We start from the raw sequence: 26,607 nt of genomic DNA on the forward strand, positions 1-26,607 counted from the left end.
CCTTGGGGCGGGCCGTGGGCGGGCAGGTTGAATCGGCGATGGCCACTCGTGGCGCATTCGCCGCACGATCGGGTATCCTCGGTCCCGGCGACGCATCTCCTCCCCCGAACTCGGGCGACATCTACGACTACCGCGGCATTATCCCGGCCCGCCAACTCCGCGGCATGGCTGGGGAGTTCCCGCTTGGGAACGCCGTCGATCCCCGCAGGGGGCCGGTCGCACCGATCGGGATTACCGCCAAAGTCCTCGAGCAGCATGCCGCAATCATCGGCCCCACCGGCGCTGGGAAGACGAGTTCGCTTATCGTGCCCTGGATCGCCGGGGCGCTACGCGACGGCCATTCGGTCATCGCGGTTGACGTCACCGGCAATCTTTTCGACAAAGTCGAAGAGTACGCGCAAAATACAGGCGCGCTCGGTGCGAGGGTCGCGGTGTGGGACTTTACCCGGCCGGCCAACTCCGCAACCTGGGGGTGGCTGGATGACCTCACCACGGAGGATGCCGTCGTCGCCGCCGTGGAGGCGCTGATCGGCCGCGACAGGCCCAACGATCCTCAGCCGTACTTTATGCAGCGCGACAAGCGGGTGCTCCGAGGACTCATCGAGGGCGTGCTTGCCACGTCCTCGCCGTCCCTAGATACTTTGCTTACAAGCGCGAGCGACCAGTCTCTGCTCCGCAGGCTGGCAACCCTCAGCCCGTCGGTAGGGAATCGGCTTGCCGAAGTAGCGGGTCTCCCTGCGACAGACTTCGGTCGCGCGATGAGCGGCGTTGTAAATGCTCTCGATATTTTCGGCCACGCGGGCGTGAAGGCGGTCACCCGCGGGGGCGGTTTCACGCTCGGCTCTCTCACGGACGCCCCGTCCTTGCTCATCATCGGGGCGCCGTTGAGCGGCTCCCGCACGTCGGTCAGCCTGTCGTCGTTGATGATCTCCATGCTCACGCGGGAGTTGTATACGAGGTTCGGCCAGAGGAACGCGCGCAAGGTTTTTTACTTCATCGACGAAGCGGCACGGCTCACTGATCGCATCGACTTCGAGGAGTTGCTATCAGTCTCACGTGCGGCAGGCATCTCGGTCGTCCTCGCGGCGCAGAACGTGACGCAGTTCGCCGACAAGAACGAGCGGGCAACGATCCTGGATAACTGCGCGACCTATGTTGCGCTCCCCTCTCCCTCGGACGAGTCTGCGACATACTTCGCCTCCAGGCTCGGCACGCGGCAGGTCTCGACGCTGACGGAGAGCCGAACCGTGGGAGGGTTCAACGCGCCGTCGAGCACACAATATTCGCGGGTGCTTTCGACCGTGCCGGTGCTCGGCAAGCGGGAGATTATGAACCCTCCGTGGGGCGTGCGCTCCGCCCTCGTGCAATGCCGCCCGGTGTCCGCTGTCCCCTTTGCCGTCGATCTGACCCGCATTGACTTCCTAGCCCCGTAAAAACTCGGCCCGGGCCTCACCGAATGGGGTACGGGAAGCGTCTGCAAAGTTGAGTAGGCGCATGGCAGTCTGCGAGCGTGACCCAGCCACGTCTGCCGGGGGCACCAGGAAGTGCCCGCGGCGGCCGACTATGATCCATTCAGGATGATGCCGGACGGGTCGATATCGTAGTTACGACTGCCGGTGTCACCAGTCGCAGGTTCTCCAAGGCAGTTCATTCCGATTGAGTTGAACGAGCCTAGACCGGCGCTCCTCATCACCTGGCCTGGGACCGGGCACTCAATTGACCAAAGCTTCTGACCGCTTGCCGGTGAAATACCGACGAGTCTGCCCTCGGCGCTATCGGCGAGGAGTGTGATAAGAGCCAGGTTTGCGTCATAGACATTCGCCGCGCCGCCCAGCGTCCAAGCGCCCGCGGGGTTAGCGTATGTCAGGCCTACCGAGGTGCCGACTGTAGTTTGCAAAAGTGCCCCGGAAGTCTCGGCCGATCCGGACTCAAAAGGGTCAAAATTCGTCCATAAGCTGCCAGTAATTCCATCCGTGCCGCCGAATCGTGCGCCTGTGGGTAGCGAAAACTGACCGACCCGGGTCCAGCCGTCAAACACCTCGATTTTGCTGCACCCCGCGACTGCGTACATTTGGTAGTTATGCGTGACCCCGGTTGCGTCCGTGACCGTGGTTCCGGTACTTCCACACACGTCTTCCGACTTCGCCATTGGATATGCTTCGGCTGCGAGACGCGCAACAGTCGCAGCTTCGGCAGTGGACCATAAAGCTGCAGCCTGCGGCACAAGAAGCAGGGCTGAAATACTCGCGATGAGGGCTCCGGTGGCGACGGGAAGAACGCGGCGAGACCACGACGGTCGAAGCATGATGAGCGCGGTGATGACCATCACCACAACGCAGCCGGAGAGCCAATCGGTCATGAAGTAGTCCCCATCGTTACGGGCCGCGACATCAAACACTTCTGTGTCGCGAACCCGGAAAATGCTGTCGCGTAGCAAATGCCGACCAATAAGCCAGGGCACGACGACTGTAACGCATAGAACTATCCCGACGCTCAGTATCACATGATCGACCCGTCGGGGGTTGGCGGGCGTCTTTGCTGACGCACCGGCCGGGCGGGAGGCGGCCAGAGGGGCAGTCGGTGTTGGAGGTGAGTGAAACACCGGCGCGGCGACGCAGGAGGGCGTGGGATGTGGTGTTTTTCCGCGGGATGACGCGCGAGCCTGCGGGGATGTTTTCTGTCGAACGGCACTGCTGGTAGCGGCTGCGCACCAGGGGCACGTTCTGTTGTGCCCGGGATACACGTGGTTTGGATTTCGTGAACAAACCGTCATCGGAAAATGCTCCTTTTTAGGCGAGCCCTTGACCATTCATTAGCATAACGCCGCACCGTCCGGTAGATGAGAAAGACCAAGGCCAAAGGCGAAGGTCAGTCCTGATTCTAGACGGGCCAACGGCTTTAATTCGGCAACCTGTCTGCGACAGCGTTGGTGGGACTCATCGGGGCAATGCAACTCAAATCCTCTTGGCCGATTTTGGGGTGTCGGGGACGGTCTAACTCGGACCCACCTTCACGGAGGCGACGCCATCATGCTCAGCGCGCGCCGCTTCTCCGGGCTGCTCCCCTCGTGGCCGAGCATCGCGAGGATACCCGCCGGCATTGCCAGGCTCCCAAAGACGAGTGTCCCCTTGGCGCGGAGCGTCTGCTCGTGCAGCCGCACGAGCCCCTCGAATCGGACGACGCCGCCCGGTCCGGCCTGCTCATTCCATGCGAGGAAACGCTCGACGACGATGACGCCCTCCTCGTCCGCCCCACGCCCGAAGTCGGCGTCCATGCCACCCTGCTTGTAGCGGCTGGGCACGCGCCCTCGGAGCCGGAGTGTGATGTCAGCACCGCGCTCGAGGAGGTCATATGGCTCCCCGTCGAACGACGATGAAATGGTCGGTGTAGAAGCTGGAGGGCTTGATCACGCCCGCCGACTACCAACTTGTCAATAAATCCCATGTTCTCTCCGCCGCTCGTTATTCTTGATCTAAGGCTACTGTCGGCCTCTCGGTCCGCACGCGCTGATCATGGCGTGTAGTCGTCGTGGATGACGACGCGACTGAGCTCGATCCGCCTGCCGGGTAGCACCCAGTAGTGCAGGCTTCGTGCCGATGCGGTTTTCTGCTCGATCGCGACCCGCCAGCACTTAGCGCCATCGGCGCGCGTGACCGGGGCGTCTTCACCGCCCAGCCCTGTGCGCAGCTCGTGCAACTCCAGGCTTGGTACCTCGGGTGCACGCCCGGTGAGCACGTGCACGGCGGCGCGCAGCATCTTGTCTAGCTGTCCGTCATCGAGGATCTGGAGAGAGCTGACGAAGTCCGATCCCACGAGGTAGCCGTCTTGGAGCGGGTAGCGGCTCTTCTCTCCAGCCAGGACCCGATGCGTCCACGCGATGCGGATCTCGTTGCGGATCCACGACTCGGGGTCGGGCCAGAGGCCACGTCGCTGGGACGGCGAGTCGGGGTCGTGCGCTACCTCGGGCCTCGCGGCCTTTGCCTCGCGGAGGTCACGTGTCAGCCTGCCGATCATGAGGGCACGTTCGCCGCTCTTCTCGCGTTCCTCGCGTAGCTGCGCCGTCAGCGTGGTGACTTCGTCGCGCAGGCGATCGAGTGTCTCGAGGTCAGTGCCCTCGCGGAGTTCGTGCCCGAGGCGTCCGATAGCGCTGCGGAGCCCTGCGAGCTCGTCGCGGATGTCCTGCAGATCACGGGTGCCGGCGCTCGCTCCGGCGGTCCGGGGCGGTAGGAACGCCGGCACCACTGTCGCCTCCGACGGCGGCGGCGCCGCGGTTGACGGATCGAGTAGCGGTTTCGGGGCTGCGACCTGCTGATGCACGCCTTCTCGCAGCCACGGCACTCCGCCCTTCAATAGAGGCAGCGGCTCGACGAGCGTTGCGTTCGGATCCACGTGGATCAGGGAGAGGGCAAGAGCCTGCCCGTTTCGTGTCACGCGTACACGAACCGTCTCGCCTTCACGCACGATGTCGGCGCAGGAAACGTCATCGTTCTCGCCCTCGTCGACGCCTGGGATGACGTCCCGTCTGCGCAGTACGAACTCCGGCGCCAGCGGATGCAGCAGGAGATTCACGCGCCGGTCGGTGACCTTGACCACTCGGGCGAGCGTGCTGGATCCATCGAGGAACCGGCTGGGGGTGAACTGCTCAGCCTCCGGGGCGAGGTCTTTGCCGAGGAGCCAGCCATCGACGTGGCCGCCGACCTCGAGCCCTTCTGCGAGCGAGGCCAATGAGGAGAGGCGGTCGGCGACGATCATCACCCGCTCCCCGTCTTCGAGGCGAGCGATGTTGCCGGTCGTGCCGGAGACGAGCTCTACCGTCGCACTCACCCAGCGAGCTCGCTCGACCGGAGCGATGACCGTTGTGACCACTTGCGCGAGCGCATCCTCGATCAGCTCCTCGACACCGTGGTACTTCGGGAAGCGCAGCGAGGAGCGCCACCAGTCCGGCGCGCTGTGGAAATCAGGCGGATACGCGCGTGCCGCACCGCCATAGAGGCTCGTCTTTGCCGGCAACACGGCCTCAAGTGCGTAGGTCGCTTCAGCCGTGGCGATCGTCACAACGTCGACATGCTGTCCGACTTCGCTTTCGACGTGCTGCGGGTCGTAGAGGAACGCTCCGGACTCGTCGGTGCTGATCAGCACGAGCGGACGGCGCCGCGGACTCAGGACCTCGGTGCCCAGCTCACGAGCAGCCTGAGGAGAGTCGATGTGTCGCACACCTTCAGCATGGTGTGAGTCGCCGACATTCGGTGCAGCATGCCGTCGCGGACCGCTTGTACAGTCGCGATCATGGTCGCAATCATCCCGTTTACTGACCTCGTAACAGCCGCGGTCCACACGCTGAGCGGAGAACGCTGGGCGATCACCGCCGCAGGCGGGCACGTGCCGGCGCGGCCTGGCCTGTATGCGATCTACGGCGATGACCAGGCTTGGGCAGAACTCGCGCTCGCTGCGCCTGGGCGGCCTCTCTACGTCGGCAAGGCGGAGGACAGCCTGGTCTCCCGAGACCTCAACGGTCACTTCGCGACGAACCCGCGGTCGAAACCGCAAACCGGGAGCTCAACGGTGCGACGCTCGTTCGCCGCGCTCCTTCGGGCATCGCTGCAACTGGAGGCTGTTCCTCGCAACCCTGCCAATCCCGAGCGGTTCGCGAACTACGCGCTCGCGCCCGGCGGTGACGAGCGGCTGACTCTGTGGATGCACACGCGACTGACGCTCGCGGTGTGGCCCGTACCCGCGTGCATGCCAGTCCCTCTGAAGGAGGTCGAGACCGCGGTGATCGAGCACCTCACGCCGCCGCTGAATATCGACAAGAACCCTAGGCGCCTCGCACGCCTCAGCCGTGCACGTGCAGAAATGGCAGCGGAAGCCTCGCGTTGGCGACCCACCTGACCTCCGTCGTTGCAGTGCTGCAGCGAGAAACCGGCCGGCGCCTCTACGAGAGCGCATGTGATGCAGGCGTGTCCGCGGAGTCGGTTGCCGCGAACGGACCCAAGTCCGCTCTGCCCATCGTCGTGCTTGGACGCTACGACGAGCAGTCCAACCCGCGACTGCGTCTCGCATCGCTAGCGATACGAGACGTCTCGTGCACGGCCGCCGTCCGTCCGCAGCGAGAGCGAATTTCGGCGGATCGCCGATTCTTGTAACTACGTCGCGTAACCTCGTGGCTCAGCGATAGTACTAGGCGAGAGTTTCGAGACAGTGGGGAAGTCCTGTGGCGAAGTTGATCGGGTATGCGCGGGTGTCGACGCGCCAGCAGTCCACGGATCGGCAAAAGGCCGATCTGCTAGAGGCCGGGATCCGGCGCGATGACCTCTACGTCGATCACGGGGTTTCAGGTGCTCGAGCGTCACGGCCACAATTTGATCGCGCGCTCGACGCACTGCACGAGGGAGACACGCTGGTCATCACGACGTTGGATCGCCTGGGCCGGTCGACTCAGAGCATGCTGGCGTTCGCGGACGAGCTACGCGGTCGTGGTGCAGGCCTTCGCGTGCTCAACCTCGGGGGAGGGGACGTGGACACGTCAACTCCGATGGGGTCAATGCTGTTCACAATCATGGCGGCGCTTGCGCAGATGGAGCACGAGATCAAGCGCGAGCGGGTGGTCGATTCCATCAGCAAGCGTCGAGCTGCCGGCAAGAACCTCGGCGGCCGTCCGCAGAAGATCACTGACAGCCAGATCCAGTCCGCGTTGCGCCTGGTCGAGGCGGGGGAGCCGGCCGCTCAGGTCGCCCGGGATCTGGGCATGTCCCGAGCGACGTTCTACCGCCGCTCGCGCACCTCAGACCCGAGCCGTGGTTAGGGCAGACCGCATCGACGCGCGGACTCTCGACATCACGGCGTCCGAGGACGGGACCGCAGTCGTAGTGGTGGACTCCTTCGCGAGAGCGAGCGCGGCGCCGCGGATCAACGCGGGGATCAGAGTGCTGGCCGCGCTCGCCTAACCTGCAAGCTGAACCGCGCGTTCGAGGGAGCGCACGAAGCGCTCCCGGTTCCCTGTTTGAGCGAAGGACTGCCCGGCGGGGTGCGGCGCATGGATTGATACGTACTTCTCGCCGACAAATGGCGCGACGTGCCGGTCCCAGCCGGCCTGCGCCTTCTTTCCGCTAGCGATGACAACGCGCAGGTCCGGGAGGACGGCTAGCAGCCGGCGTAGTTCGGACGCACCTTGCCCGAGTTCGTCAGCGGTCGGTTTCACATCTGCTCGGCCGAGAACCCACGGGTTGATGTTCCAGGCCAGCACGTATTCGTGGAGCCCGACGTCGTTACGGGCCGTCCAAACGTTCTGCGCTGTCAGGTCGTTGTTGTCGACGGAGATGAAGCCGGAGCCACCCCACTCGGGAACCGTTTTGGGGCCAGGTGCTTCGAAGAGCAGGAGCGCTCGGGCCTCTACCCCCGCCTCGGCTGGGTCGAAGTGCGGAATGACGATGTCGGGCTGTCTCGGGCGGCGGCGTTCGACAACCTCTGCTGCCCAAGCGCGGAGTGGCTGGACGCGTGGCTCCGTCTTGAGGAGGTCTAGCCGTTCGCGGACTGCTTCAGGGCTTTTCAAACCACGGGGAGCGGGAAGGTACATCGGTTGCTGCCGTTCAGTCTCTAGTAGGAGGGGGTGCGTACGTGACTTCGGTCGAGCGATTCCGCATGGACGCTCTCGAAGCGGGCGAGGTCGGTGTGGATCTCCGACGTCGCCTGGAGTAGGGCATCGAGTCTCAGTGAGGGAACCTTGCCGTACTGGTAGACGAAGTTCGGTGCGTAGTGGTTGAACTCGTTCCGCCCCGCGGGAGTTGCAGAGAGGACTGTCGGAAGTGTGAAAAGTTCCGGGAGCGATCGGGCGAGCGAGGCTCGCTGCTCCCGTGCAGCAGGACTACCGCCTTGAAGTGCGGGGTCGGTGAAGATGACCACTCGGCGGAACTGTGGACCTTGAAGCTGCCATCCAGCCCAAAGGTCGATTCCTTGGACCAGCACGTGCTCGAAGGACTCGACGAGCGCGACCGAACGGGTCATCCCGTGGCCAATTGACCGCGCTCGACCTGACGTGTCCCGGCGGAGGGCGCTAGCGATGCGCTGCGACCGGGCCTTCTGCAACGCAGCGCGGGTCTGGGAACTCCCCACCGCACCCAACATCGTCTCCGGAAGCCACGCTTCCTCCTGATCGGACGTCACGTCGACGGCGGAGATCAACTGCTGAAGGTCACCGATCAGCGCTGTGTATCGACGCATTGTCTCCACCTCGTAGGACTCCCTAGCAGGGAGAGCTGCCTCGATTCTGCGCGCCAGTTCCGCATAGCTGAGGTACTGCCAACCGTTCTGCGTCACGAGGTTTCCACTGGCGCTGGCGTGCAGGACCGGCGCCGACATTGCGAGCAGGCAGAAGGCGGGAGGCGAACCTCGCCACGCCGCGGCGAGTTGCGCGTACTCGTCCAGCTGGTTGATGTCGGGCATCGCGAACACCTTGTTCTCGATCACCAGGGGTGCGCGGTCAGGCCACCGCAGCACCAGATCCATGTTCTGACGCTCTCGCTCAACGAGGCGCGCCGTGCCCGCACCGGGTGCACTGAGTGGCAGAAAAACTGTATCCGCGGCATCAGGCAACGTCTCGAAGAACCAGGCGAGCAGGTTGCTGTGAAACAACTCACGCTGCCCATGCATCAGGCGACCCAACACGTTCTTCTCCACGCGGCCAGCGAGCTCAGTGAAGTCCATCCCCCACTTATATCGGTCGGCACCGACACCCTCACCGCCGGGCTAGACCGCGACGCGGGCTCAGCTCTGGTCCCCCCCGTTGGCGGGTTCGCTGCGCTGGCTGTGAAGGGCGGTGGTTCGGGTGTCGGATGGGAATCTTCGACGGCTGTTCGCTCGGAAGCGCCGCGAGAACGCGACGGAGGGCGCACGCGAGAAGTACTACCGCGTGTACGTCACCGCCGAGGAGGACGCGGCGTTGCAGGCTCGTGCCGTGGTGGCCGGTGACATCACCGTCCCGCGGTTGCTGTTCGAGTCCGCGATGAACGCCCAGGTGCGTACCGACGCGGAGTGGAAGAGCGTTGTAGCTGAGCTGATGCAGGTGCGCGCCGATTTGGGCGGCATGGCTCGGAACCTCAACCAGCTCGCCCGGTTCGCGAACACCGAGGGTCAGTTCCCGGCGCAGGTGGAGGAGTTCCGTGCGCAGTTCGCGGCGTTGGTGCCGCAGATCAGTGCAGCGTGCCGGTCGGTGGCGGGGAAGTGATCCCGAACGTCACGTACGGCTCGCAGATGGGCGGACTGATGAGCTATCTCGCCGGCCCGGGCCGTTCGGACGAGCACACGGAGCAGCATTTGATCGCGGGGGATTCCGCGATCATGGCGCTGCACGGGTACGAGGTGCTGGACCGTGCTGCCGAGTTGGCGATCGCCCGCGATCTTGACGAGCCGGCGGAGCTCTACGGCACGAAGGTCATCCGGTCCGTGAAGCAGTTCGACCGCGAGACGGGCAAGCCGATCGTGGACCCTGCGACGGGCAAGCAGGCCGTCGTCAAGCAGGACGCTCACGTGTGGCACTGCTCGCTCTCCCTCAGCGCCGAGGAGGGCTCGCTGACGGACGGGAAGTGGGGCGCGATCGCTACCGATTTCGTGCAGCGCATGGGCTTCGCGGGCGATGACATCGGGAAGGCGAACGCGCGATGGGTCGCCGTCCGTCATGGCGCGTCGAAGAACGGGAACGACCACATCCACATCGCCGTTTCCCTCGTCCGCGAGGACGGGACGAAGGCGCACATCCCCTACGACAAGCGCCTGAGCCAGAAGGTCGCCCGCGAGCTGGAACGTGACCACGGATTGACGCAGCTCCACCCCGAGGGGCGCGAGCTGGGAGAGCGCGGGATCGTCCCCGGAGCGCGCGAGGCGGCACGTTCGCGCAGCGCCATTGAGCCCGACGTGCGCCGCTTGGAGCGCAGCGTCCGAGCTGCTGCATCGTCCAGCGTGGACGAGGGCGAGTTCGTGCGCCGGATGCGTCAAGAGGGTCTGCTGGTGCGCCCGCGGTTCGCGGTCGGACGCAACGACGTCGTGCAGGGCTACAGCGTGGCGCTGCGCCCTGAGAAGGACGAGCCGGTGCGCTGGCACGGAGGAGGGACGCTCGCCCGCGACCTCACCCTCCCGCGGCTGCGCGAAGGCTGGCCGGACGACCCCACGAAGGCGACGGAGGCTGCCGAGGAGTGGCGCGCGACGTCCAAGAACCCGTGGCGCTACCAGCCGGTGAATCCCGGCCGGGAGGTCGCGGAGCCGTCGCCTCAGCTGTTCGAGAAGTACGCCACGGACATGGACCGGCTGCACGACTACATCAGGTCCGTGGATCCCTCCGACAAGGCGACGTGGGCGCACGTTGCACGCGAGACGGCCGGCGCTTACGCGGCGTGGTCCCGGCGCATGGAGCCCACCCCGGGACCGCTCGCGGACGCTGCGCGATCGCTGGCCCGGTCGGCGCACCTGCGGGCGCACGAGAGTGCTCCGCGACCGGCGGGCATGCCGTCGAGCTCCGCGTCGACCGCGCTCATCCTGGCGGCGGCCGGGAAGAACAAGAACGCGGCCGCGGAGCTGCTGCTGTTCCGTCAGCTCGCGAAGACCAGCCACGCGATCATGAGCGCCCACAAGGCAGCCGGAGACACCCGCCGATCAGCGGAGCTGTCGTCCACCTTGCAGCGCCAGTTGACGCAAGTCCGCGACGGCTACTCCACTTGGATCCCATCGGTGAAGGCCGCGGAGCGCGAGCAGCAGTGGCAGGCACTCCCGGACGAGCTGAAGGAGAACCGCCGGCTCACACAGGCGTCGTTCGGTTCGGGTAGCCCGGTGCCGACGACGCTGACCAAGCGCGAGTAGGAAGCTGCGGATCAGCTCGCACGCCGAGCCCGCGAGAGCCGCACCCAGCCAGACACCGATCGCGGCGACCGCGGCCGATGACCCGCACTAGGCAGAACAACGAGGGGACCCCATGAGTGACGACGACGAGGTAGGCCAGGAGGTCGGTCAGAGTGTCCGGATCGCGTTGACGATCGCCCTGCAGATGGGCGAGAAGTTCGCCCGGCTGCGCGAGGAGCTGGCACGCGACGCGCAGGCACGTTCCGCAGCGCAGGCGCGCGAGCTGTCCGCGCGGTTCGACGCCGAGCGCGGCGCTGCACGAGCGACGTTGCAGATCGTGGATCGGCCCGACTGGTGGGAGAAGGCGAGCGTCCAGGACATCGCGAAGATCGCAGAGACGGCGCAGGCGTGGAAGACCCACGACCCGATCGCGGAGCGCGCCGCGGCCGTTGTGTAGCGCGAAGTGCTCGAGCGCTACGGTGTCGACACCGCCGTGCTGCGCGACGCGGCCGGTCAGGGGAAGTCGGAGCTGGACCTGGCGAAGGAATGGGCCACCAACTCCGCGCCGGAGCATTACCACCGCCACGACGACGACCGCCTCACCATGCAGGTGGGCGATCGCGCGGAGCCGGACGTGAACGCGGAGCGCGCTCTGATCACCGACTATCGCGCCGCGCTCGCGGGCGACGCCGGCACCCTCGAACTCTCCGCGGCCGAGGAGTGGAAGCGCGACACCGACCCGGCCGGGTTCCAGGACTACCGCGTGCAGACGTCGATCGACTGGACCGACGCCGGCCAGGTGTCCTCCCCGGACCCCGCGGCCGTCGCCGCTGCGCGAGCGGGGCTCGTGGAGGAGTGGAAGGACGCGGTAGTCCCCGAGCGCGCTCGAGCGGCAGCAGAGGTCACCGAAGCGCAACTGCAGATCGCGGAGGCCGACCGGCTCGACCGCGCGAACGACGCTCGCGGCCAGGACGCCGCTCGAGAAACCCCCGGCGCCTCCGACGTCGACAACGGTCGCGCGGAGATGGCTGCACAGCTCGAAGATCGCGCGAACGACTACGACCGCGATGCGGCAGCCGGAGGCACTGTCAACGCGAATCCCGACGAGCTGCGCGAGCTCGCCGCCGACGCACGCGCTCAGGCACAGCTCTTCCGCGACGACGCCCCCATGGAGCGCCAGGACGCCGCTCAGGGCCCCGGGACGGCTACGGGCGATTCCACACGCCCCCCGCATCCGATTCTCGCGCGTCAGCGGCGCGCCAGGCCGGTGAGGCTTCCTACGACAGCGCGGACCGCCGGCAGTCGATGATCGCGGCGATGGAAGCCAAGGGAGTCCCTCCGCACGCGATCGAAACGCGCATGAGCGCCGATGCCGCGCACGCCTCCCCCGCCAGCGCCGCGGTGTCCAGCACCGCCCGGAGCGGCTCCATTCAGCAGACGCGCCGCACCCGCGGCAGGGGTCAAGGAGCGGACCGTAGCGACCTCGGACGCTGAGGCACACCACGCAAAGAAGGGGAGCAACCAGTCGGATGCTCCCCTTCGCTGTTGCCTTGGGCTCAGGCTGTCGCCTCCCGCGCCGCCACCACTTCGGTTTAGAGCGGGGGCTGGTTGTCGTCCTCGAAAATGCCGACCGGTGGCGGCGTGCAGGACAGAGTGTTTCGGCGCCCGCTGACAGGGCCAGGAGGGCGAGGGTACATTCGACCGCCCCGCCGGAGTCAGCCAGTTCAACGAGGATGTTGCGACTTTCCTGACGCGCCTCGATCCAATGACGCAGGAGGAGGCCTTTCTGATTAGGCCGCAAGTCGTTGTCGGGCTCGCCTGACTGCCTGATCGGTCGGGAGCCCCGCTCGTATGTCTATCACAATCCGTCGGGCTTCTTCTCGGAATCTGACGCGCGCTTTCTCGTATGCTGGCAGTAGTGTCTCATTGTCGTCATCGAGCAAATACCGCAAGGTTAGGCCGCCCGCCCTTAACCCCCATTCGTGATTGTCTGGCTCGGTATTCACCTCGATTATCACGCTCGGAGCGTAGATGCCGTACCTTCCAAGTTGACGCATGTTTGGATCGAGCATCAAGGAGTGCTCATCCGATGTCAGTACCAAGTGGCCGGTGTCCTTACCATTGGGACGTTGGTCGTCTAAGCGCGCCGCTTCGTCAGGGCCGAGTAGGGCTGTAGCCCGCGGCCCCATTACGATCTGCGTTCCCGTTCTTTGGTCGGAGCCCATGACTGATACGGGTCGGGGGTGGAGCTCCTGGCCTAGCTCTGCCGCAATTTCATAGAGAAAACCTGCAGCACTGGCGCAGTCCGGGGTGGTCCCGAAGAGGTCGCCAACAACGATTGCGGCTGCACGCAATTCATCAACCCGGCTGATCGACGGAACCGCAGTTGCGATCGCTGCTCGTGCCGCAGCACGTGCTGCCTTGTTCTTGGCTGCCCTACCCACGGCACCGCCCCCCATGCTCGCGACTAAGTATGCAGGTCGAGTGCGCGCCGGCCATCGAGTGGCGCCCTTCGGGTACTCTGCGCTCATGGATGAGCACGTTTATCAAGGGGCTGCGACGGCGCAGGACGCGCCGGAACTCGCAGCCCTCGCGCGCGCTGAGATGCCCACGATGACGTTCCTGCACGATCCGGACCGGTGGGCGCATCGGTTCGACACCGGCACGTCGATTCGTAGTAGTTGGACCTTGGTCCTGCGAGCGGGTCACCCCTCCGGCGAACTCATCGGGTTCAGCTGGGTGGATGACGCGATGTTCGTCGATGCCAACGTGGTCGAGCCGTGGTGGTGCATCAACGCCCTCGTGGTCGCCCCCGAGTACCGGAGGCGCGGGTACGGAACCGGCTTACTCAAGGTGGTCCTTGAAACCGCGCGTGCTGCGGGCGCGGTACTCGTTTATGGGCAGAGCTTGCCGGCCGCAATACCGTTCTGGCGCGAAGCAGGATTCATTATCGGCGGAGAAGAGGAAGCCTTACGAACGCATCATCCGGCTCGGAGGGCTACCGGAGATCCCGTCATGCTCACTATGGCACCTGGCCATTCCGACCGTTGGTTCGTGAAGTACACCGTTAGCGCCAAGGGGTCAGTGCAATCGGGACTTTTGCCCGCCTCCCTTCTCTGACTCCTGAAACCGTTCCGCCGCGGCGGCAACCAGAAGGATAGGCTACTTTGCATAAGGTGGAGGTATTAGAAGGATTTGAGTCCTGGTGGCGTTCCCAGGACTGGGGATCGGTCCCCGATTGGGTCGCTGGGCTTGGCGCTGTAGGAGCTATCCTCTTCGGTGTCGCAACTGCCAGGCGTGAGTTGACCACACGTCGGACTGCCTGGGCGGACCAATTTGTGGTGAATGTACATTTCCTCGAGCAGTCGACTGATAACCGTACGCGATTCCGCGGCACGGCCTATAACTTGGGAGAAGCTCCTGTAACCGATCCCTTTATCGACTACTTCGATCTGCGAAGTCAACGTCTTGTGTTTCCGATCGGCGAGATGCGTGAGGACGCGAAGGTGAGACAGGTTCTCGGAGGAACGAGCAGCGACTTTGGCGTCTCGAGAGTCAAAGGTGGAATGACGGGTATTTTTGGCGGCCCGCGTGCCATCGATCGGAAAACTTTTCGACCGCTTGTAGTCTTCACTGACGGTCATGGCGTTAAGTACGTCCGAAACATTGCGACAGATCGCTATATCTCGCTTAGAAAGTATGACAGGCGATGCCGAAGGAACCCGTTGCCACCCACTTCCGGTAACGGTGGCTAGGCGTCACCCGTAGAGGCGCGCAGGCCAGTGTCCTCGCGGGCCGCTACCACGTCGGTATAGAGCGGGGGTTGGTTGTCGTCCTCGAACATGCCGGCCGGTGGCGGCGTGTAGGGCAGCGGATCTCCGATGTCGTTCTCGTCGCGAGAGTCCGCGAACGGCCCATCCATCGACAGGAGCACGTTCATGTGCGGGTCGCAGTGGTTGACCCACCAGGTGCTCGGCCCGTCCGTCTCGTCTCGTCGTGCGGCCTCCCACGCCCGCCACAGGGCTTCGATGCGCTGCACTGCCTCCTTGCTCTCCCACCAGGCCGCTTTCCAGCGCATGCCGCCCCCGGAGCCGTAGGCGATCACCCGGCGCCGGTAGGTGCTGATGAGCTGCTTGCGCACGAACTCATCCGCGGACCCGTAGTGCGTCGTCACTGCCTCCTCGTCTTGCGCCGGAGCGTGCTCCGAGGCGGGTGCGGAGTCCTCACCGCCGAACGGGTCGAAGTCGTCTGCGGTCATGCTTCCTCCATAGCGGCGGTAGTGACGAGGGGCGGCGTGGTCGGTGCGGGCTTGCCCGCTTTGTGGTTCGCGATGGAGGCGTTGATCGACTCCACCAGCGCCTTGGGTCCGTCGAACAACGGGACGGTGCGCAGGATCGCGGCAAGGTTACCGGAGGACATCATCACCGCGCGCCCGATCTTGCGGCCCTTCCGCGGTGTGGGGAGGTTCGCCAGCTCCGCGCCGTCGAGGATCAGTTCGCGCTTCAACGCGCTCGTGGTCGAGCGCACACCCTTGTTCATGCTCGCGGAGGTCGTCTCCCGGTCGTAGGTGCCGATCAGGTCGGACACCATGCGCAGGACCCTGAACCGACCCCTTGACAGCACGGTGCTCGGAGCTGAGTGACGCGATGCGCTCACACGCACCGCTCGAGCAAAGGCTCGCTCCCTCCTCCCTCCGCCGTCACACCCAACTAGGAGGTACCACAGGGGCTCGCGGGTATGTAAACGCCCAGCCCCCATGCCCGTCGGCCACCCTTCCCGGCCACAGGGCCACGCCGCCGGGCCTGCGAAGCCCCGCGTTACCTCTTCTAGCGTTCCATAGCGGAACGCAATAAAGTCACTGCCTCGAAGGTAAGTTTCGGCTGGCTGGTCTGAATTGCTTGCCCGACCCATTTGATGCCATTCTCATCAGCCTTGATAGACGCGGTTCCAACGGGTTCCGAAAGCTCTTGGGCTGTATCCATACCATGAAGTAGTGCGGCTTCCACTCCTTCGGACGTGAGAAGCTGTTCATGCCACCCGAAAACGTTGGAGGGTCCTCTTCGATATCTATAGAGGATGAAGGCGTCATTAGGTTCCTGTGCCCAGCAGTGAATAAGTTCGATATCACCAGCACGATCTTGCTTTAGGAAGACACGCACTCCGCGCAGGAAGGCGTCGGCTGTATGTTCCGCCTGTGTCATTGCCCAACTCCTCCTAATCGACAGTAGCAGAGGAGAAGAGTAGATTTCTTCTCCTCTGCTACTGACCGAACTTACTCCGTGAACATGATCTCCGGCAGGGGCGCGTAGTCGAACGCGACCTCGGTCACGTCGCTTGCGATCTCTGCCTTCAGCTCCTCGATCTCCGGCGACGCGAGGATCTCGGCCTGCTTCGCTTGTTGGTCCGCCGTGAGCCCTTCCTCCGCAGGCGTGCTCGACCGGCTAAACGGGTTGTCGACACCTGGGTAGTCAATCGAGTACGTCACCCAGTCGGCGCAGCGAGCTTCGCCGCCCTGCTTGCAGTAGAGGGTCTGCATGCCCATCTTTCCGCCGACGGGCCATCCGTAGTACAGGTCGTACGACCGGGGATTGTAGATGCCCAGCAACTCGACCTGCTCGCGGAGCACGCACCTGCCGTCGACGCAGTCGTAGTTGCCCGCGTAGGCCTTGAGATTGTAATTGCCGTTCCCCTGCAGCGTGCTGTTCGTGGAAGCCATCACCTTCTTCATTGCGTTGGTGCTCCAGATGTTGTGCTTGTGGAAAACCTTGTCGAGGCCCCACCCGCGCTCGATGTCTGCATCGTAGAAGCCGCGCCGGATCGGGAAACTCCCATGCGTACTGCTCGACACCGTCGCGAAGGTGTCTGTACTGGGGTAGCCGGCGGGCGGTTGTGCTGCCATCACCGGTCCCGTAGAGACCAGTCCGATTCCGGTGGCTGCGATGCCCGCAATAAGCAGGCTTGCAGCGAAGGAACGGAAACGCTTCATGCGATCCACCTTTAGCTTCTTGTCTCTACTCTCATTGGCACTTCTGAATTCCCTCAATGGCATATCGAACGGCCTTTCATCTGTAGCGTTTTTTCAAATGCGGATTGATCTCCGCGTTTGAAGAACGCTTGCAGCGAAGTCAGGAACGGTCAAGAGCGGACCTTCAAGTGGCGGGATAAGTGGCGCGTTCGTGAGCGAGGAGTCTTACTCGGATCTTCGTGAATTCGGCTCTACTTCTTTCTCTCCTCCGCTTTCGCTTGCTTCAGCGCCCTCGGTTGGCGTGGCCGGAAGGGTGGCGGCCAGCGCGCTGGTGAGATCACTTCGGGGGCCGCCCGCAATGCGACTCTCGTTGGCAGCACACTCCGATCGACCATATGAGTATGTGTCACGTTCCAGGCGTGTGGTGAGAGGATGAAAGGTATGACAGGAGCGAAAAATCGCAGCACACCAGTGAAACCACTCCAAGATCGAGCTCATCGAACGCGAGCCGCGATCGTCGCGGCGGCACGCGAAGTCGTCATCGAGGTGGGTAGAGATCGGGCGACAACCGCCAAGGTGGCGGCTCGCGCCAGCGTCGGCATCGGCACTCTCTACCGGTATTTCGTCGATTTCGCGGATGTGCTCGAGACTGTTTATGCAGAGGATCCGATCTACGATAGACATCAGGCGGTACTGAGAGCTGCGCACAAGGCGACCGACTCGGAGAGCGCCGAGACCGTCGCGGTGGAAGCTCTTCAAGAACTCATAAAGGAACTCAGGGCTGAGTCGCTTCTCGAAGCCGAGCTGCGTCTTTACACCTGATCTCGGGATCGTGCGAGCAACCCGCGGTGTCCGCTCGCATCGCAGAAGGCCTTCGTTTGTTCAGCGAGCGCACGCATCGGATGCCTCGCCACGAGGGACCATCAGCGCTCGCCGCCCGACCGCTCCCCGAACTCCACGAGCTTCGCGAACAGGTCCTCGATCAGCCAGCGGGTGTCGAACGCCTCGCAGACCCGGATCGTGTACGGCCCGGATTCGGGCAGGAGCTCGCCGTCCGCGGAGAACCGCGGTGCGCGGCGCTTCCGCCAGCGTCCGCCGGCGGGGTTCATCACGGCGCCGATCGCCGGGCTGTCACCCAGCGACCGGAAGTCGAGCGGCCCGTACGGGATGGTGTCGTTGAACGCGATCAGCTGGTCCACCAGGTAGTCGCCGAGGGGGCTGGTTCCGCGCAGCCGGGTCCGCAGCTCGGCGTGTCCGACTCCGACTCCGGAGTACACGGGCATCGGGATCTGCCAGAGGGCGATGCCCGACTCGAGCACCAGATTCGCGGCGCCGACGTCGTTGATCAGGTTGAACTCGGGGCTGTAGGCGGGGATCTCGTCGTAGGGCGGGCCGCCGACCCAGACGACCACGACGTCGCGGGAGGCGATCGACGGCTCGAGCAGCAGGGCGGCGGCGACGTCGGTCAGCGGCCCGAGCACGGCGATCCACAGCCGGCCCGCGTCGCGCAGGGCCTCCGCGACGATCAGGCGGGCGCCGTCGGATGCCGTCGCGGGCAGGGCCGACTCGGCGCCGTCGACGACGGTCACCGTCGATCCCGCCAACTCCACGATGCGGTCGATCTCGGCGCGCGACTCCGGCATGCTCCCCGGCCGGCCGAAGTGCGCGGCGACCAGGCCGCGGACGTCGAGGGTCTCGGTCAGCAGCGCCTGGACGATCGCGAACTGGTCGTCGGCCTCGTTCGCGGCGTCGGTGCTGACGATCAGGCGGTGCGGGGGAGGCGGGGTCATGCGGACTCGCGCTGCACGAGGGTCGTCGCGAGGATCGGCTGCCGGTCGACCGGGCGGCCCTGCACGACGGCGACGACGGTCTCGGCGGCGACGCGGCCCATGTCCTCCAGGGGCTGCCGGATGGTCGTGAGGGTCGGATCCGAGGTGGTCGCGATGACGACGTCGTCGAAGCCGATGACGGAGACGTCGGCGGGGACGCGGCGGCCGGACGCCTGGAGCACGCGGATCGCGCCGTTGGCCATCAGGTCGGAGGAGGCGAAGACGCCGTCGAGGTCGGGGTGGCGCTGCAGGAGGCGGGCCATCGCGGCGGAACCGCTCTCGAGGGTGAAGGCGCCGTGCACGATCGGGCTGGAGTCGAGGCCGAGCTCGGTGAGCTCGTCGCGCCAGCCTCGGATGCGGTCGCGGGCGGGCTCCATGTCGTGCGGGCCGGCGATGATGCCCAGGCGCCGGCGGCCGGAGTCGGCGAGCGCGCGGGCGGCGAGGCGGCCGCCTCCGTAGTTGTCGGAGTCGATGACGATGGCGTCCTCGGGCAGGGCGACGCGCGGGCGGCCGACCCAGGCGATCGGCACGGGGGAGTCGGCCAGCGCCTGGGCGAGGTGGGTGATCTCGTGCTGGAGGATCACGATCGCGCCGTCGACGGCCCGCGAGCGGAGGAAGCGGGGGATGCGGTCGCTGTCGTCGTGGTCGGCGGGCAGCAGCACGGGCTGCACCTCGCCGGCGTACAGGCCCTTAGCGGCGCCCTTCAGCACCGAGGTGAAGAACGTCCCGGTGAGGCTGTCGAGCTCGTTGAAGGCGACGATCAGGGCGATGGCCCCGGCCCGCCCGCCGCGGAGCATCCGGGCGGCGCTGTTCGCCTCGTAGCCGAGGGACTTCGCGGCGCGCTCGACCGCGGCGGTCATCCGGACGTCGACATTGGTGCCGCCTGCGAGCACCCGGGCGGCGGTGGCGCGCGAGACGCCCGCGGCCTGGGCGACGTCCACCAGCGTGGGTCGAGTCATGCTGCTTCCTTCTGCGAGGGGAGGTTCCGGCTTCCGCGCCTCCCCGCGGAGCACGGTGGGGAGAACGTCGGAGTGAAGACTCGCACGGGGCGGCGGGCGGCCGTCCGGAACTGCTCGATTTGCGAAACTTCCCTTTGATACTAGGCGGAGATCGTTATCTCGTGGAGACCGGTTCTCGCTTGCATCGTGCTCGCGGGCGGGTTAGGTTTGCCGCCAAGAGATCGTTCTCTGAGGCCCGCCCTCACCGAAACCCTGCGAATCCCCAACGAAGAGGAATTGTCGTGAAAAGAAGCCTGACGGCCGTAGCCGCAGCAGCAGCAGTAGTCGCGCTCACCCTGACCGGGTGCTCGTCCGGAGGGGGAGGAGGCGCCTCGGACGACCCGAACGCCGAAGCCACCTTCTGGTCCTTCACCGGCATCAACGCCAAGGACAGCGTCGACGAGTACCTCGCGAAGATGCCCGACGCGAAGATCAAGCTCTCCGAGGTCGGCAGCACGACCGAGACCGCCACCGCCCTCACCGCGGCCCTCGCCGGCGGCAAGGTGCCCGACCTGGTCATGATCCAGAACGACGACCTGCCCCAGTTCGTCGCCAACAGCTCGAACTTCCTCGACCTGCGCACCCTCGGCGGCGACGACGTCGCCTCCACCTACCTCCCGTGGGCCGCCTCCGCCGCGACCGCCGACGACGGCTCCGTCGTGGGCGTCCCGACCGACGTCGGCGGACTGGGCTTCGCCTACCGCGCCGACCTCTTCGAGCAGGCCGGCCTGCCGACCGAGCCCGACCAGGTCGCCGAGCTCTGGAAGGACTGGCCGTCCTTCATCGAGACCGGCAAGAAGTACACCGACGCGACCGGCAAGCCGTTCGTCGACAACATCGAGACCAGCGTCTTCTTCTCGACCGTCAACCAGGTCTCGGAGAAGTACTACTCGCCCGACGGCGAGCTGGTCTACGACACCAACCCGCAGGTGAAGGACGCGTTCCAGGTCGCCGTGGACACCAAGGACGCCGGCATCAGCGCCGGCATCGCCGCCTGGTCCTCGGGCTGGGCCCCGGGCCGCGCGAACGGCGCCTTCGCCGTGACGATCGCCCCCTCGTGGATCCTCGCCGGCATCAAGACCGACGCCCCCGACACCGCCGGCAACTGGCGCGTCACCAGCGTCCCCGGCATCGGCGGCAACTGGGGCGGCAGCGTCATCGCCATCCCCGCCCGCGCCGAGCACCCCGAGGCCGCCTGGCAGTACATCAAGACGATGATGTCGGCCGAGGGTCAGACCGACCACTTCAAGGCCTCGGGCACGCTGCCCGCCGCCACCGAGGCGGTCGCCAGCGACGAGGTCCAGTCGTACACCGACCCGTTCTTCGGCGACTCGAAGATCGGCGAGGTCATGGCGACCTCCGTCGAGCAGTTCCCGTCCTTCTACAACGGACCGGATACCACCCCGATCAACGGGGCGCTCCTCAACACCCTCGTCGAGCTGGAGGCCGGCAACGTGACCTCCGACAAGGCGTGGTCGACCGCACTCGACACGGCCAAGCAGGCCATCGGCGGCTGATCGCCCCACCCACCCGAGCGGCCCGGCGCCTCGCGCGCCGGGCCCCTCCCCCCTTTCTCGACGGAGGTACTCCCGTGTCAACGGTGACAGCAGCACCACCCCGCAAGCAGCGCAAGCAGCCCAGCGCGCCGGTCCAGAAGGCCGCGCGGATCCGCAACTCCCTCTCGGAGCGGATCGCCCCCTACGCGTACGTCGCGCCCTTCTTCATCATCTTCATCGTCTTCGGGCTCTTCCCGCTCCTGTTCACGTTCTACGTCTCGCTCTTCGACTGGAACCCGATCGGCGAGCAGACCTTCGTCGGCATCGCGAACTTCCAGCAGCTCTTCGCCGACTCCCGGTTCTGGAACGCGCTGGTCAACACCTTCGGCATCTTCATCATCTCGACGGTGCCCCAGCTGCTGTTCGCCCTCTTCCTCGCGCACCTGCTGAACCACGCCCGCCTCCGCTGGGCGAACTTCTTCCGCATGGCACTGCTGGTGCCGTACATCACCTCCGTCGCGGCGACCGCGATCGTGTTCGCGCAGATCTTCGACAAGAACTTCGGCCTGATCAACTGGTTCCTCGGCATCTTCGGACTGCCGTCGATCAACTTCCTCGCCACGAACTACGGCTCCTGGATCGTCATCTCGACGATGGTCTTCTGGCGCTGGTTCGGCTACAACACGCTCCTCTACCTGGCGGGCCTGCAGTCGCTGCCCCGCGAGATGTTCGAGGCGGCCTCCGTCGACGGCGCGTCCAGCTGGCAGCAGTTCCGCCACCTGACCATCCCGGCGCTGCGCCCGATCATCGTCTTCACCGTGATCATGTCGACCATCGGCGGTCTGCAGATCTTCACGGAGGCGCTCCTGGTGGCCCCTGAATCGGGCCTCACCTGCGGCGCCGGCCGGCAGTGCCAGACGCTGGCGCTCTTCCTCTACGAGCAGGGCTTCGGCCAGTTCAAGTTCGGCTACGGATCCGCCATCGGCGTCGTGCTCTTCGTGATCGTGGTCCTCGTCTCCCTCCTCAACTTCTACCTCTCCACCCGCACCCGGAAGGAGGCCGTCTGATGTCGGATGTGATCGACCAGGCCGTCCCGCAGACGCTGGCCCCCACGGTCCAGAAGGCACAGCTGCCGAAGCGGCGCGGGAAGGGCGGCGGAGTCGGCTGGCCGACCTACGTCTTCCTCGTGATCGCGGTGCTCGTCTCGATCTTCCCGCTCTACTACATGTTCGTCGTCGCGTCGGTCGGAGCGACCGCCGTCACGTCGATCCCGCCGCGCCTGTACCCGGGCACGAACTTCATGGCGATCGCCGAGAAGGTGTTCGACACCGTCCCGTTCATCGCCTCGATGCTGAACAGCCTCATCGTGTCGCTGAGCATCGCCGTCATCTCGGCGATCCTCTGCGCGATGGCCGGCTTCGCCTTCGCGAAGCTGCAGTTCCCGGGCCGCAACGTGCTGTTCCTCATCGTGCTGCTGACCATGACGGTGCCGGCGCAGCTGAGCATCATCCCGCAGTACCTGATCGTCTCGGCGCTCGACTGGGTCGACACCCTCCAGGCGATCATCGTGCCGGGCCTGGCCAGCGCCTTCGGCATCTTCTGGATGCGGCAGCACATGTCCACGACGGTCAGCGACGAGCTGATCCAGGCGGCCCGCATCGACGGCGCCAACTCGTGGCAGCTGTTCTGGCGCATCGCCTTCCCGGTGGTCCGCCCCGCGGCGTTCGTCCTCGGACTGATCACCTTCACCGCGGTCTGGAACGACTTCATGTGGCCGTTCATCGTCCTCAAGTCGCCGGAGCTGTTCACGGTGCAGATCGCGCTGAAGCAGCTGCAGGCCAACCGCTCGATCGACGTCGCCCTGGCGATGGGCGGATCGTTCATGGCCACCCTTCCGCTGCTGATCGCGTTCTTCTTCGTCGGCCGCCGGATGGTGTCCGGGATCATGGACGGGGCGTTCAAGGGCTGATGCACGACGCTTCCCCAGCACTGCCCGGGACGGACGCCGTGCGTCCTCCCGGGCGGGACTGGCGGGACCGCGCTCTGCCTCCGGCCGAGCGCGCCCGCCTCCTGACCCAGGAACTCACCCTCGAGGAGAAGGCGGCGCAGCTCGGCTCCGTCTGGCTCACCGACTCCGCCGACGACTTCGCCCCGAAGCTCGACGACGGGCCCGCCACGGGCGACGACCTCTTCACCGGCGGCCTCGGCCAGCTGACCCGCGTGTTCGGCACCGAGCCGGTCACCGTCCCCGAGGGCGTCCGCCGGCTCCGCGAGCTGCAGGAGCGCGTGGTCGCCGGCAGCCGCCTCGGCATCCCGGCCATCGCGCACGAGGAGTGCCTCACCGGCCTGGCCGCGTACGGCGCGACCGCGTTCCCCACTCCGCTCGCCTGGGCGGCCACCTTCCACGAGGAGCTCGTGGGCGAGATGGCGGAGGCGATCGGCTCGGACATGCGCGCCCTCGGCATCCACCAGGGCCTCGCCCCGGTCGTCGACGTCGTGAAGGACTACCGCTGGGGCCGCGTCGAGGAGACCCTCGGCGAGGACCCGTACCTGGTCTCGCAGCTCGGTGCCGCCTACGTGGCGGGGCTGGAGGGGACCGGCGTCGTCGCGACGCTGAAGCACTTCGTCGGGTACGCCGCCTCCCGCGGCGCTCGCAACCACGGACCCGTGAGCATGGGGCCGCGCGAGCTCGCCGACACGGTGCTGCCTCCGTTCGAGGCAGCTCTGCGGCACGGCGGCGCCCGCAGCGTGATGACCTCGTACACCGACATCGACGGCGTGCCCAGCAGCGCCAGCCGGCACCTGCTGACGACGCTGCTCCGCGACCGCTGGGGCTTCGAGGGCACGGTCGTCGCCGACTACTGGGCGGTGCCGTTCCTCCAGGCCATGCACCACGTCGCGGTCGACGCGGCCGACGCGGGGCGCCTGGCGCTGCACGCCGGGGTCGACGTCGAGCTGCCGCAGACGGCGGCGTACGGCGAGCTGCCGCGCCTGATCCGCGAGGGCGTCGTCGACGAGGCCGACCTCGACCGCTCCGTGGCCAGGCACCTCCGCCACAAGTTCGAGGCGGGCCTGCTCGACGGCGGCCCGCTGGTGCCCGAGGGGGCCGAGGAGGTCGACCTCGACAGCGCCCGCAACCGCGCGATCTCGTCGCGGATCGCGGAGGAGTCGGTCGTGCTGCTGCGCGACGAGGACGTCGCGGGGCTGCTGTCCTCCGGCTCGCTCGCCGTCGTGGGACCGGCCGCGGACCAGTTCCGCAGCCTGGTCGGCTGCTACGCGTTCCCCAACCACGTGCTCTCCAAGCACCCCGGCCACGACCTCGGGCTGTCGATCCCGACGGTGCTGACGGCGCTGCAGGAGGAGTTCGGAGCGTCGCGCGTGCGCTTCGCGGAGGGCGGCTCGATCACCTCCGCGTCGACCGACGGCGTGCAGGAGGCGGTGGACCTCGTCCGCGGCTCCGATGCGGCGGTCGTCGTGGTCGGCGACATCGCCGGGCTCTTCGGCGACGGCACCTCGGGCGAGGGCTGCGACGCGGCCGACCTCCGCCTCCCCGGAGCGCAGGAGCCGCTGGTGACGGCCGTGCTCGAGACCGGCGTGCCCACCGTAGTGGTCGTCCTCTCGGGCCGGCCCTATGCGCTCGGGGCGTTCGGAGCGGCGCGCGGACTCGTGCAGGCGTTCTTCCCGGGAGCGGACGGGGCGGCCGCGGTCGCCGGCGTGCTCTCGGGCCGCGTGGCTCCGACCGGGCGGCTGCCCGTGCAGATCCCGCGGCTCCCGTCCGCGTCGACCACGTACCTGCAGCCGTCGCTCGGGCTCTCGAACCCCGGGATCACGGCGCTGGACGCGACTCCGCTCTACCCGTTCGGCTACGGGCTGACCCGCGGCGCGGTGACGTACACGGAGCTGGCGACGGCGGCGGAGCTGCCGGTCGGCGGATCGCTCGACGTGGCGGTATCGCTCCGGAACGACGGCGCCGACACGGTCGAGGTGGTGCAGCTCTACGCGGGCTACCCGACTTCGGCGGTGGTGCGGCCGGTCGCGCAGCTGATCGGCTTCGCGCGCGTGCCGATCGCGGCGGGCGAGACGCTGACGGTGCACTTCCACGTCGACGCGGCCCGGCTCGCGGCGACGGGGGAGGACGGCCGGCTCGCCGTGGACCCGGGGCCGCTGCGGCTGACGGCCGGCGCCTCGGCGGCGGACGCGGCGGTGACGGCGGAGGTGTCGATCACGGGGGAGCGGCGGCTGCTCGCCGAGCGGGCGCTGCGGACCCCCTGGTCGGTGGCGCGAGGCTGAGCGGTCGGCGCCTCAGGGGGGAGGCGCCGGCCGCTCGCGGGGGCGGGCCGGTGGTGCCGGCTCGAGTCCGCGGAAGTCGCGGTACTCGCGCGCGAGACCTGCGACTTCTGCGGGGTCGGCGGCCCGGAGCGCGACGGCCGTGTCGCACCGGAGGCGCACAGCGCAAGGGGCCCGCGCGAGCCGGGGGCCCGGCCTAGCGTGGAAGGAGCGGCGCCGCCGGTGGCGGGCCGCGGAGAAGACCGATGCAGAGGAGAGTCATGCCCGCCCTGACCGACACGTTCACGCTGTCCAACGGAGTCGCCATCCCGAAGATCGGGTTCGGCACCTGGCAGATCCCCGACGGCCCCGAGGCCTACGACGCGACGACCGCCGCGCTCGAGGCCGGCTACCGCCACATCGACACCGCCCGCGCCTACGCCAACGAGGCGAGCGTCGCCCGGGCACTGCGCGACAGCGGCGTCCCGCGCGACGAGGTGTTCATCACCACCAAGCTCCCGGCCGAGGTGAAGGACTACGAGGGCGCGAAGGCGAGCTTCGAGACCACCATGGCGGCGCTCGAGCTCGACCACGTCGACCTGTACCTCATCCACGCCCCGTGGCCCTGGCAGGACATGGGCTCGGACCACCGCGAGGGCAACATCGCGGCGTGGAAGGCGATGGAGGAGATCCTCGAGGCCGGTCGCTCGCGCGCCATCGGCGTCTCGAACTTCCAGGTCGCCGATCTGGAGTCGCTGATCGCGGCGACCGACGTGGTGCCGCACGCCAACCAGATCCGCTGGTTCGTCGGCAACACCCAGGACGAGACGACCGCCTACTGCAAGGAGCACGGCATCCTCGTGGAGGGCTACTCGCCGCTCGCGACGGGCGGCCTGCTCGACAACTCCGACATCGGCGAGATCGCCGCGAAGTACGACAAGTCGGTGGCGCAGCTCTGCATCCGCTACCTGCTCGAGAAGGACGTGCTGCCGCTGCCGAAGTCGACGACGCCCTCGCGCATCGTCGAGAACGCCGACGTCGACTTCGAGATCTCGTCCGAGGACCTCGCGCACCTCGACTCGCTCGTCGACACGGAGTCCTGACCCGCGGCCGCCTGCTCCTGACGGTCCGGAGGCCGTCGCACTCGAGCTCGAGTGCGGCGGCCTCCGTCGGCTCGGCGCGTCCTGCGCCGCCTCCGCTCGCGAGTGCGCAGGAGTTGTCGCACTCGA

25 protein-coding genes are annotated in these 26,607 nt (G+C 66.6%); 14 read left to right on the forward strand and 11 right to left on the reverse strand.

Annotated features, from left to right (window positions below):
* Positions 1–14: 14 nt before the first annotated feature.
* Positions 15–1,433 carry a type IV secretory system conjugative DNA transfer family protein gene (locus tag C5D04_RS00455; RefSeq protein ID WP_146087811.1) on the forward strand — a complete coding sequence of 473 codons (1,419 nt, stop codon included), beginning with the start codon at positions 15–17 and terminating at the stop codon, positions 1,431–1,433.
* A gap of 128 nt (positions 1,434–1,561) precedes the next feature.
* Here C5D04_RS00455 and C5D04_RS17815 read toward each other — a convergent pair whose 3' ends face one another.
* The 3 genes from C5D04_RS17815 to C5D04_RS00465 form a co-directional block, all read right to left on the reverse strand.
* Positions 1,562–2,461, reverse strand: a complete 900-nt coding sequence (locus C5D04_RS17815) for a hypothetical protein (RefSeq protein ID WP_146087812.1) — start codon at positions 2,459–2,461, stop codon at positions 1,562–1,564.
* Positions 2,462–3,010: 549 nt separating this feature from the next.
* Complete coding sequence (locus tag C5D04_RS00460) at positions 3,011–3,274, reverse strand: hypothetical protein (RefSeq protein WP_146087813.1); 264 nt, start codon at positions 3,272–3,274, stop codon at positions 3,011–3,013.
* A 236-nt stretch (positions 3,275–3,510) separates the two neighbouring features.
* Entirely contained in the window at positions 3,511–5,214 is a 1,704-nt protein-coding gene (locus C5D04_RS00465) for a hypothetical protein (protein ID WP_146087814.1), read from the reverse strand.
* A 72-nt stretch (positions 5,215–5,286) separates the two neighbouring features.
* Here C5D04_RS00465 and C5D04_RS17820 point away from each other — a divergent pair, with 72 nt between their 5' ends.
* Both C5D04_RS17820 and C5D04_RS00470 read left to right on the forward strand, forming a co-directional pair.
* Entirely contained in the window at positions 5,287–5,889 is a 603-nt protein-coding gene (locus C5D04_RS17820; protein ID WP_146087815.1) for a GIY-YIG nuclease family protein, read from the forward strand.
* A 322-nt stretch (positions 5,890–6,211) separates the two neighbouring features.
* A complete protein-coding gene (locus C5D04_RS00470; protein WP_104347024.1) occupies positions 6,212–6,802 on the forward strand; it encodes a recombinase family protein in 591 nt (196 codons plus the stop codon).
* Between the two features lie 138 nt (positions 6,803–6,940).
* Here C5D04_RS00470 and C5D04_RS17825 read toward each other — a convergent pair whose 3' ends face one another.
* Both C5D04_RS17825 and C5D04_RS00475 read right to left on the reverse strand, forming a co-directional pair.
* Positions 6,941–7,573 (reverse strand): uracil-DNA glycosylase, encoded by a 633-nt coding sequence (locus tag C5D04_RS17825; RefSeq protein ID WP_146087816.1) that lies wholly within the window; start codon positions 7,571–7,573, stop codon positions 6,941–6,943.
* Between the two features lie 20 nt (positions 7,574–7,593).
* Entirely contained in the window at positions 7,594–8,700 is a 1,107-nt protein-coding gene (locus C5D04_RS00475) for a PD-(D/E)XK nuclease family protein (RefSeq protein WP_104347025.1), read from the reverse strand.
* 121 nt (positions 8,701–8,821) lie between these two features.
* Here C5D04_RS00475 and mobC point away from each other — a divergent pair, with 121 nt between their 5' ends.
* From mobC to C5D04_RS00500, 5 genes are all read left to right on the forward strand, one after another.
* Complete coding sequence (mobC, locus tag C5D04_RS00480) at positions 8,822–9,220, forward strand: plasmid mobilization relaxosome protein MobC (protein WP_374954368.1); 399 nt, start codon at positions 8,822–8,824, stop codon at positions 9,218–9,220.
* Entirely contained in the window at positions 9,217–10,845 is a 1,629-nt protein-coding gene (locus C5D04_RS00485) for a relaxase/mobilization nuclease domain-containing protein (protein WP_104347026.1), read from the forward strand. The genes mobC and C5D04_RS00485 overlap by 4 nt, the downstream gene beginning before the upstream one ends.
* A 112-nt stretch (positions 10,846–10,957) precedes the next feature.
* Positions 10,958–11,281 carry a hypothetical protein gene (locus C5D04_RS00490; RefSeq protein ID WP_104347027.1) on the forward strand — a complete coding sequence of 108 codons (324 nt, stop codon included), beginning with the start codon at positions 10,958–10,960 and terminating at the stop codon, positions 11,279–11,281.
* A gap of 36 nt (positions 11,282–11,317) precedes the next feature.
* Positions 11,318–12,133: a hypothetical protein gene (locus C5D04_RS00495; protein WP_146087817.1), complete on the forward strand. Its 816-nt coding sequence runs from the start codon at positions 11,318–11,320 to the stop codon at positions 12,131–12,133.
* A gap of 1,220 nt (positions 12,134–13,353) precedes the next feature.
* Complete coding sequence (locus C5D04_RS00500; RefSeq protein WP_181137647.1) at positions 13,354–13,944, forward strand: GNAT family N-acetyltransferase; 591 nt, start codon at positions 13,354–13,356, stop codon at positions 13,942–13,944.
* A gap of 631 nt (positions 13,945–14,575) precedes the next feature.
* On the opposite strand, the gene C5D04_RS00505 is transcribed toward C5D04_RS00500, so the two are convergent.
* The 4 genes from C5D04_RS00505 to C5D04_RS00515 form a co-directional block, all read right to left on the reverse strand.
* Positions 14,576–15,082 (reverse strand): DUF4913 domain-containing protein, encoded by a 507-nt coding sequence (locus C5D04_RS00505; protein ID WP_104326338.1) that lies wholly within the window; start codon positions 15,080–15,082, stop codon positions 14,576–14,578.
* Positions 15,079–15,414: a hypothetical protein gene (locus tag C5D04_RS00510; RefSeq protein WP_146087818.1), complete on the reverse strand. Its 336-nt coding sequence runs from the start codon at positions 15,412–15,414 to the stop codon at positions 15,079–15,081. Before C5D04_RS00510 ends, C5D04_RS00505 begins: the two co-directional genes overlap by 4 nt.
* 236 nt (positions 15,415–15,650) lie before the next feature.
* Positions 15,651–16,025 carry a hypothetical protein gene (locus tag C5D04_RS17830; RefSeq protein ID WP_146087819.1) on the reverse strand — a complete coding sequence of 125 codons (375 nt, stop codon included), beginning with the start codon at positions 16,023–16,025 and terminating at the stop codon, positions 15,651–15,653.
* A 71-nt stretch (positions 16,026–16,096) separates the two neighbouring features.
* Complete coding sequence (locus tag C5D04_RS00515; protein ID WP_104262297.1) at positions 16,097–16,819, reverse strand: hypothetical protein; 723 nt, start codon at positions 16,817–16,819, stop codon at positions 16,097–16,099.
* A gap of 411 nt (positions 16,820–17,230) precedes the next feature.
* Here C5D04_RS00515 and C5D04_RS00520 point away from each other — a divergent pair, with 411 nt between their 5' ends.
* Positions 17,231–17,611: a TetR/AcrR family transcriptional regulator gene (locus C5D04_RS00520; protein WP_181137648.1), complete on the forward strand. Its 381-nt coding sequence runs from the start codon at positions 17,231–17,233 to the stop codon at positions 17,609–17,611.
* A 101-nt stretch (positions 17,612–17,712) separates the two neighbouring features.
* Here C5D04_RS00520 and C5D04_RS00525 read toward each other — a convergent pair whose 3' ends face one another.
* Positions 17,713–18,579: a nucleoside hydrolase gene (locus C5D04_RS00525; protein ID WP_104347032.1), complete on the reverse strand. Its 867-nt coding sequence runs from the start codon at positions 18,577–18,579 to the stop codon at positions 17,713–17,715.
* A complete protein-coding gene (locus C5D04_RS00530) occupies positions 18,576–19,577 on the reverse strand; it encodes a LacI family DNA-binding transcriptional regulator (RefSeq protein WP_104224675.1) in 1,002 nt (333 codons plus the stop codon). The genes C5D04_RS00525 and C5D04_RS00530 overlap by 4 nt, the downstream gene beginning before the upstream one ends.
* Positions 19,578–19,858: 281 nt before the next feature.
* Between C5D04_RS00530 and C5D04_RS00535 the strand changes: the two genes are divergently transcribed.
* The 5 genes from C5D04_RS00535 to C5D04_RS00555 all read left to right on the forward strand — a co-directional run bounded on the left by C5D04_RS00535 (position 19,859) and on the right by C5D04_RS00555 (position 26,481).
* Positions 19,859–21,133, forward strand: coding sequence for an extracellular solute-binding protein (locus C5D04_RS00535; RefSeq protein WP_104347033.1), 1,275 nt, complete (start codon positions 19,859–19,861; stop codon positions 21,131–21,133).
* A gap of 83 nt (positions 21,134–21,216) precedes the next feature.
* A complete protein-coding gene (locus C5D04_RS00540) occupies positions 21,217–22,179 on the forward strand; it encodes a carbohydrate ABC transporter permease (RefSeq protein WP_104224677.1) in 963 nt (320 codons plus the stop codon).
* Positions 22,179–23,081, forward strand: a complete 903-nt coding sequence (locus C5D04_RS00545) for a carbohydrate ABC transporter permease (RefSeq protein ID WP_104224678.1) — start codon at positions 22,179–22,181, stop codon at positions 23,079–23,081. Before C5D04_RS00540 ends, C5D04_RS00545 begins: the two co-directional genes overlap by 1 nt.
* Positions 23,081–25,402 (forward strand): glycoside hydrolase family 3 N-terminal domain-containing protein, encoded by a 2,322-nt coding sequence (locus C5D04_RS00550; RefSeq protein ID WP_104347034.1) that lies wholly within the window; start codon positions 23,081–23,083, stop codon positions 25,400–25,402. The genes C5D04_RS00545 and C5D04_RS00550 overlap by 1 nt, the downstream gene beginning before the upstream one ends.
* Positions 25,403–25,659: 257 nt before the next feature.
* A complete protein-coding gene (locus tag C5D04_RS00555) occupies positions 25,660–26,481 on the forward strand; it encodes an aldo/keto reductase (protein ID WP_104347035.1) in 822 nt (273 codons plus the stop codon).
* Positions 26,482–26,607 lie beyond the last annotated feature (126 nt).

This window comes from Rathayibacter sp. AY1D2, assembly GCF_002932695.1.
Classification (GTDB): Bacteria; Actinomycetota; Actinomycetes; order Actinomycetales; family Microbacteriaceae; genus Rathayibacter.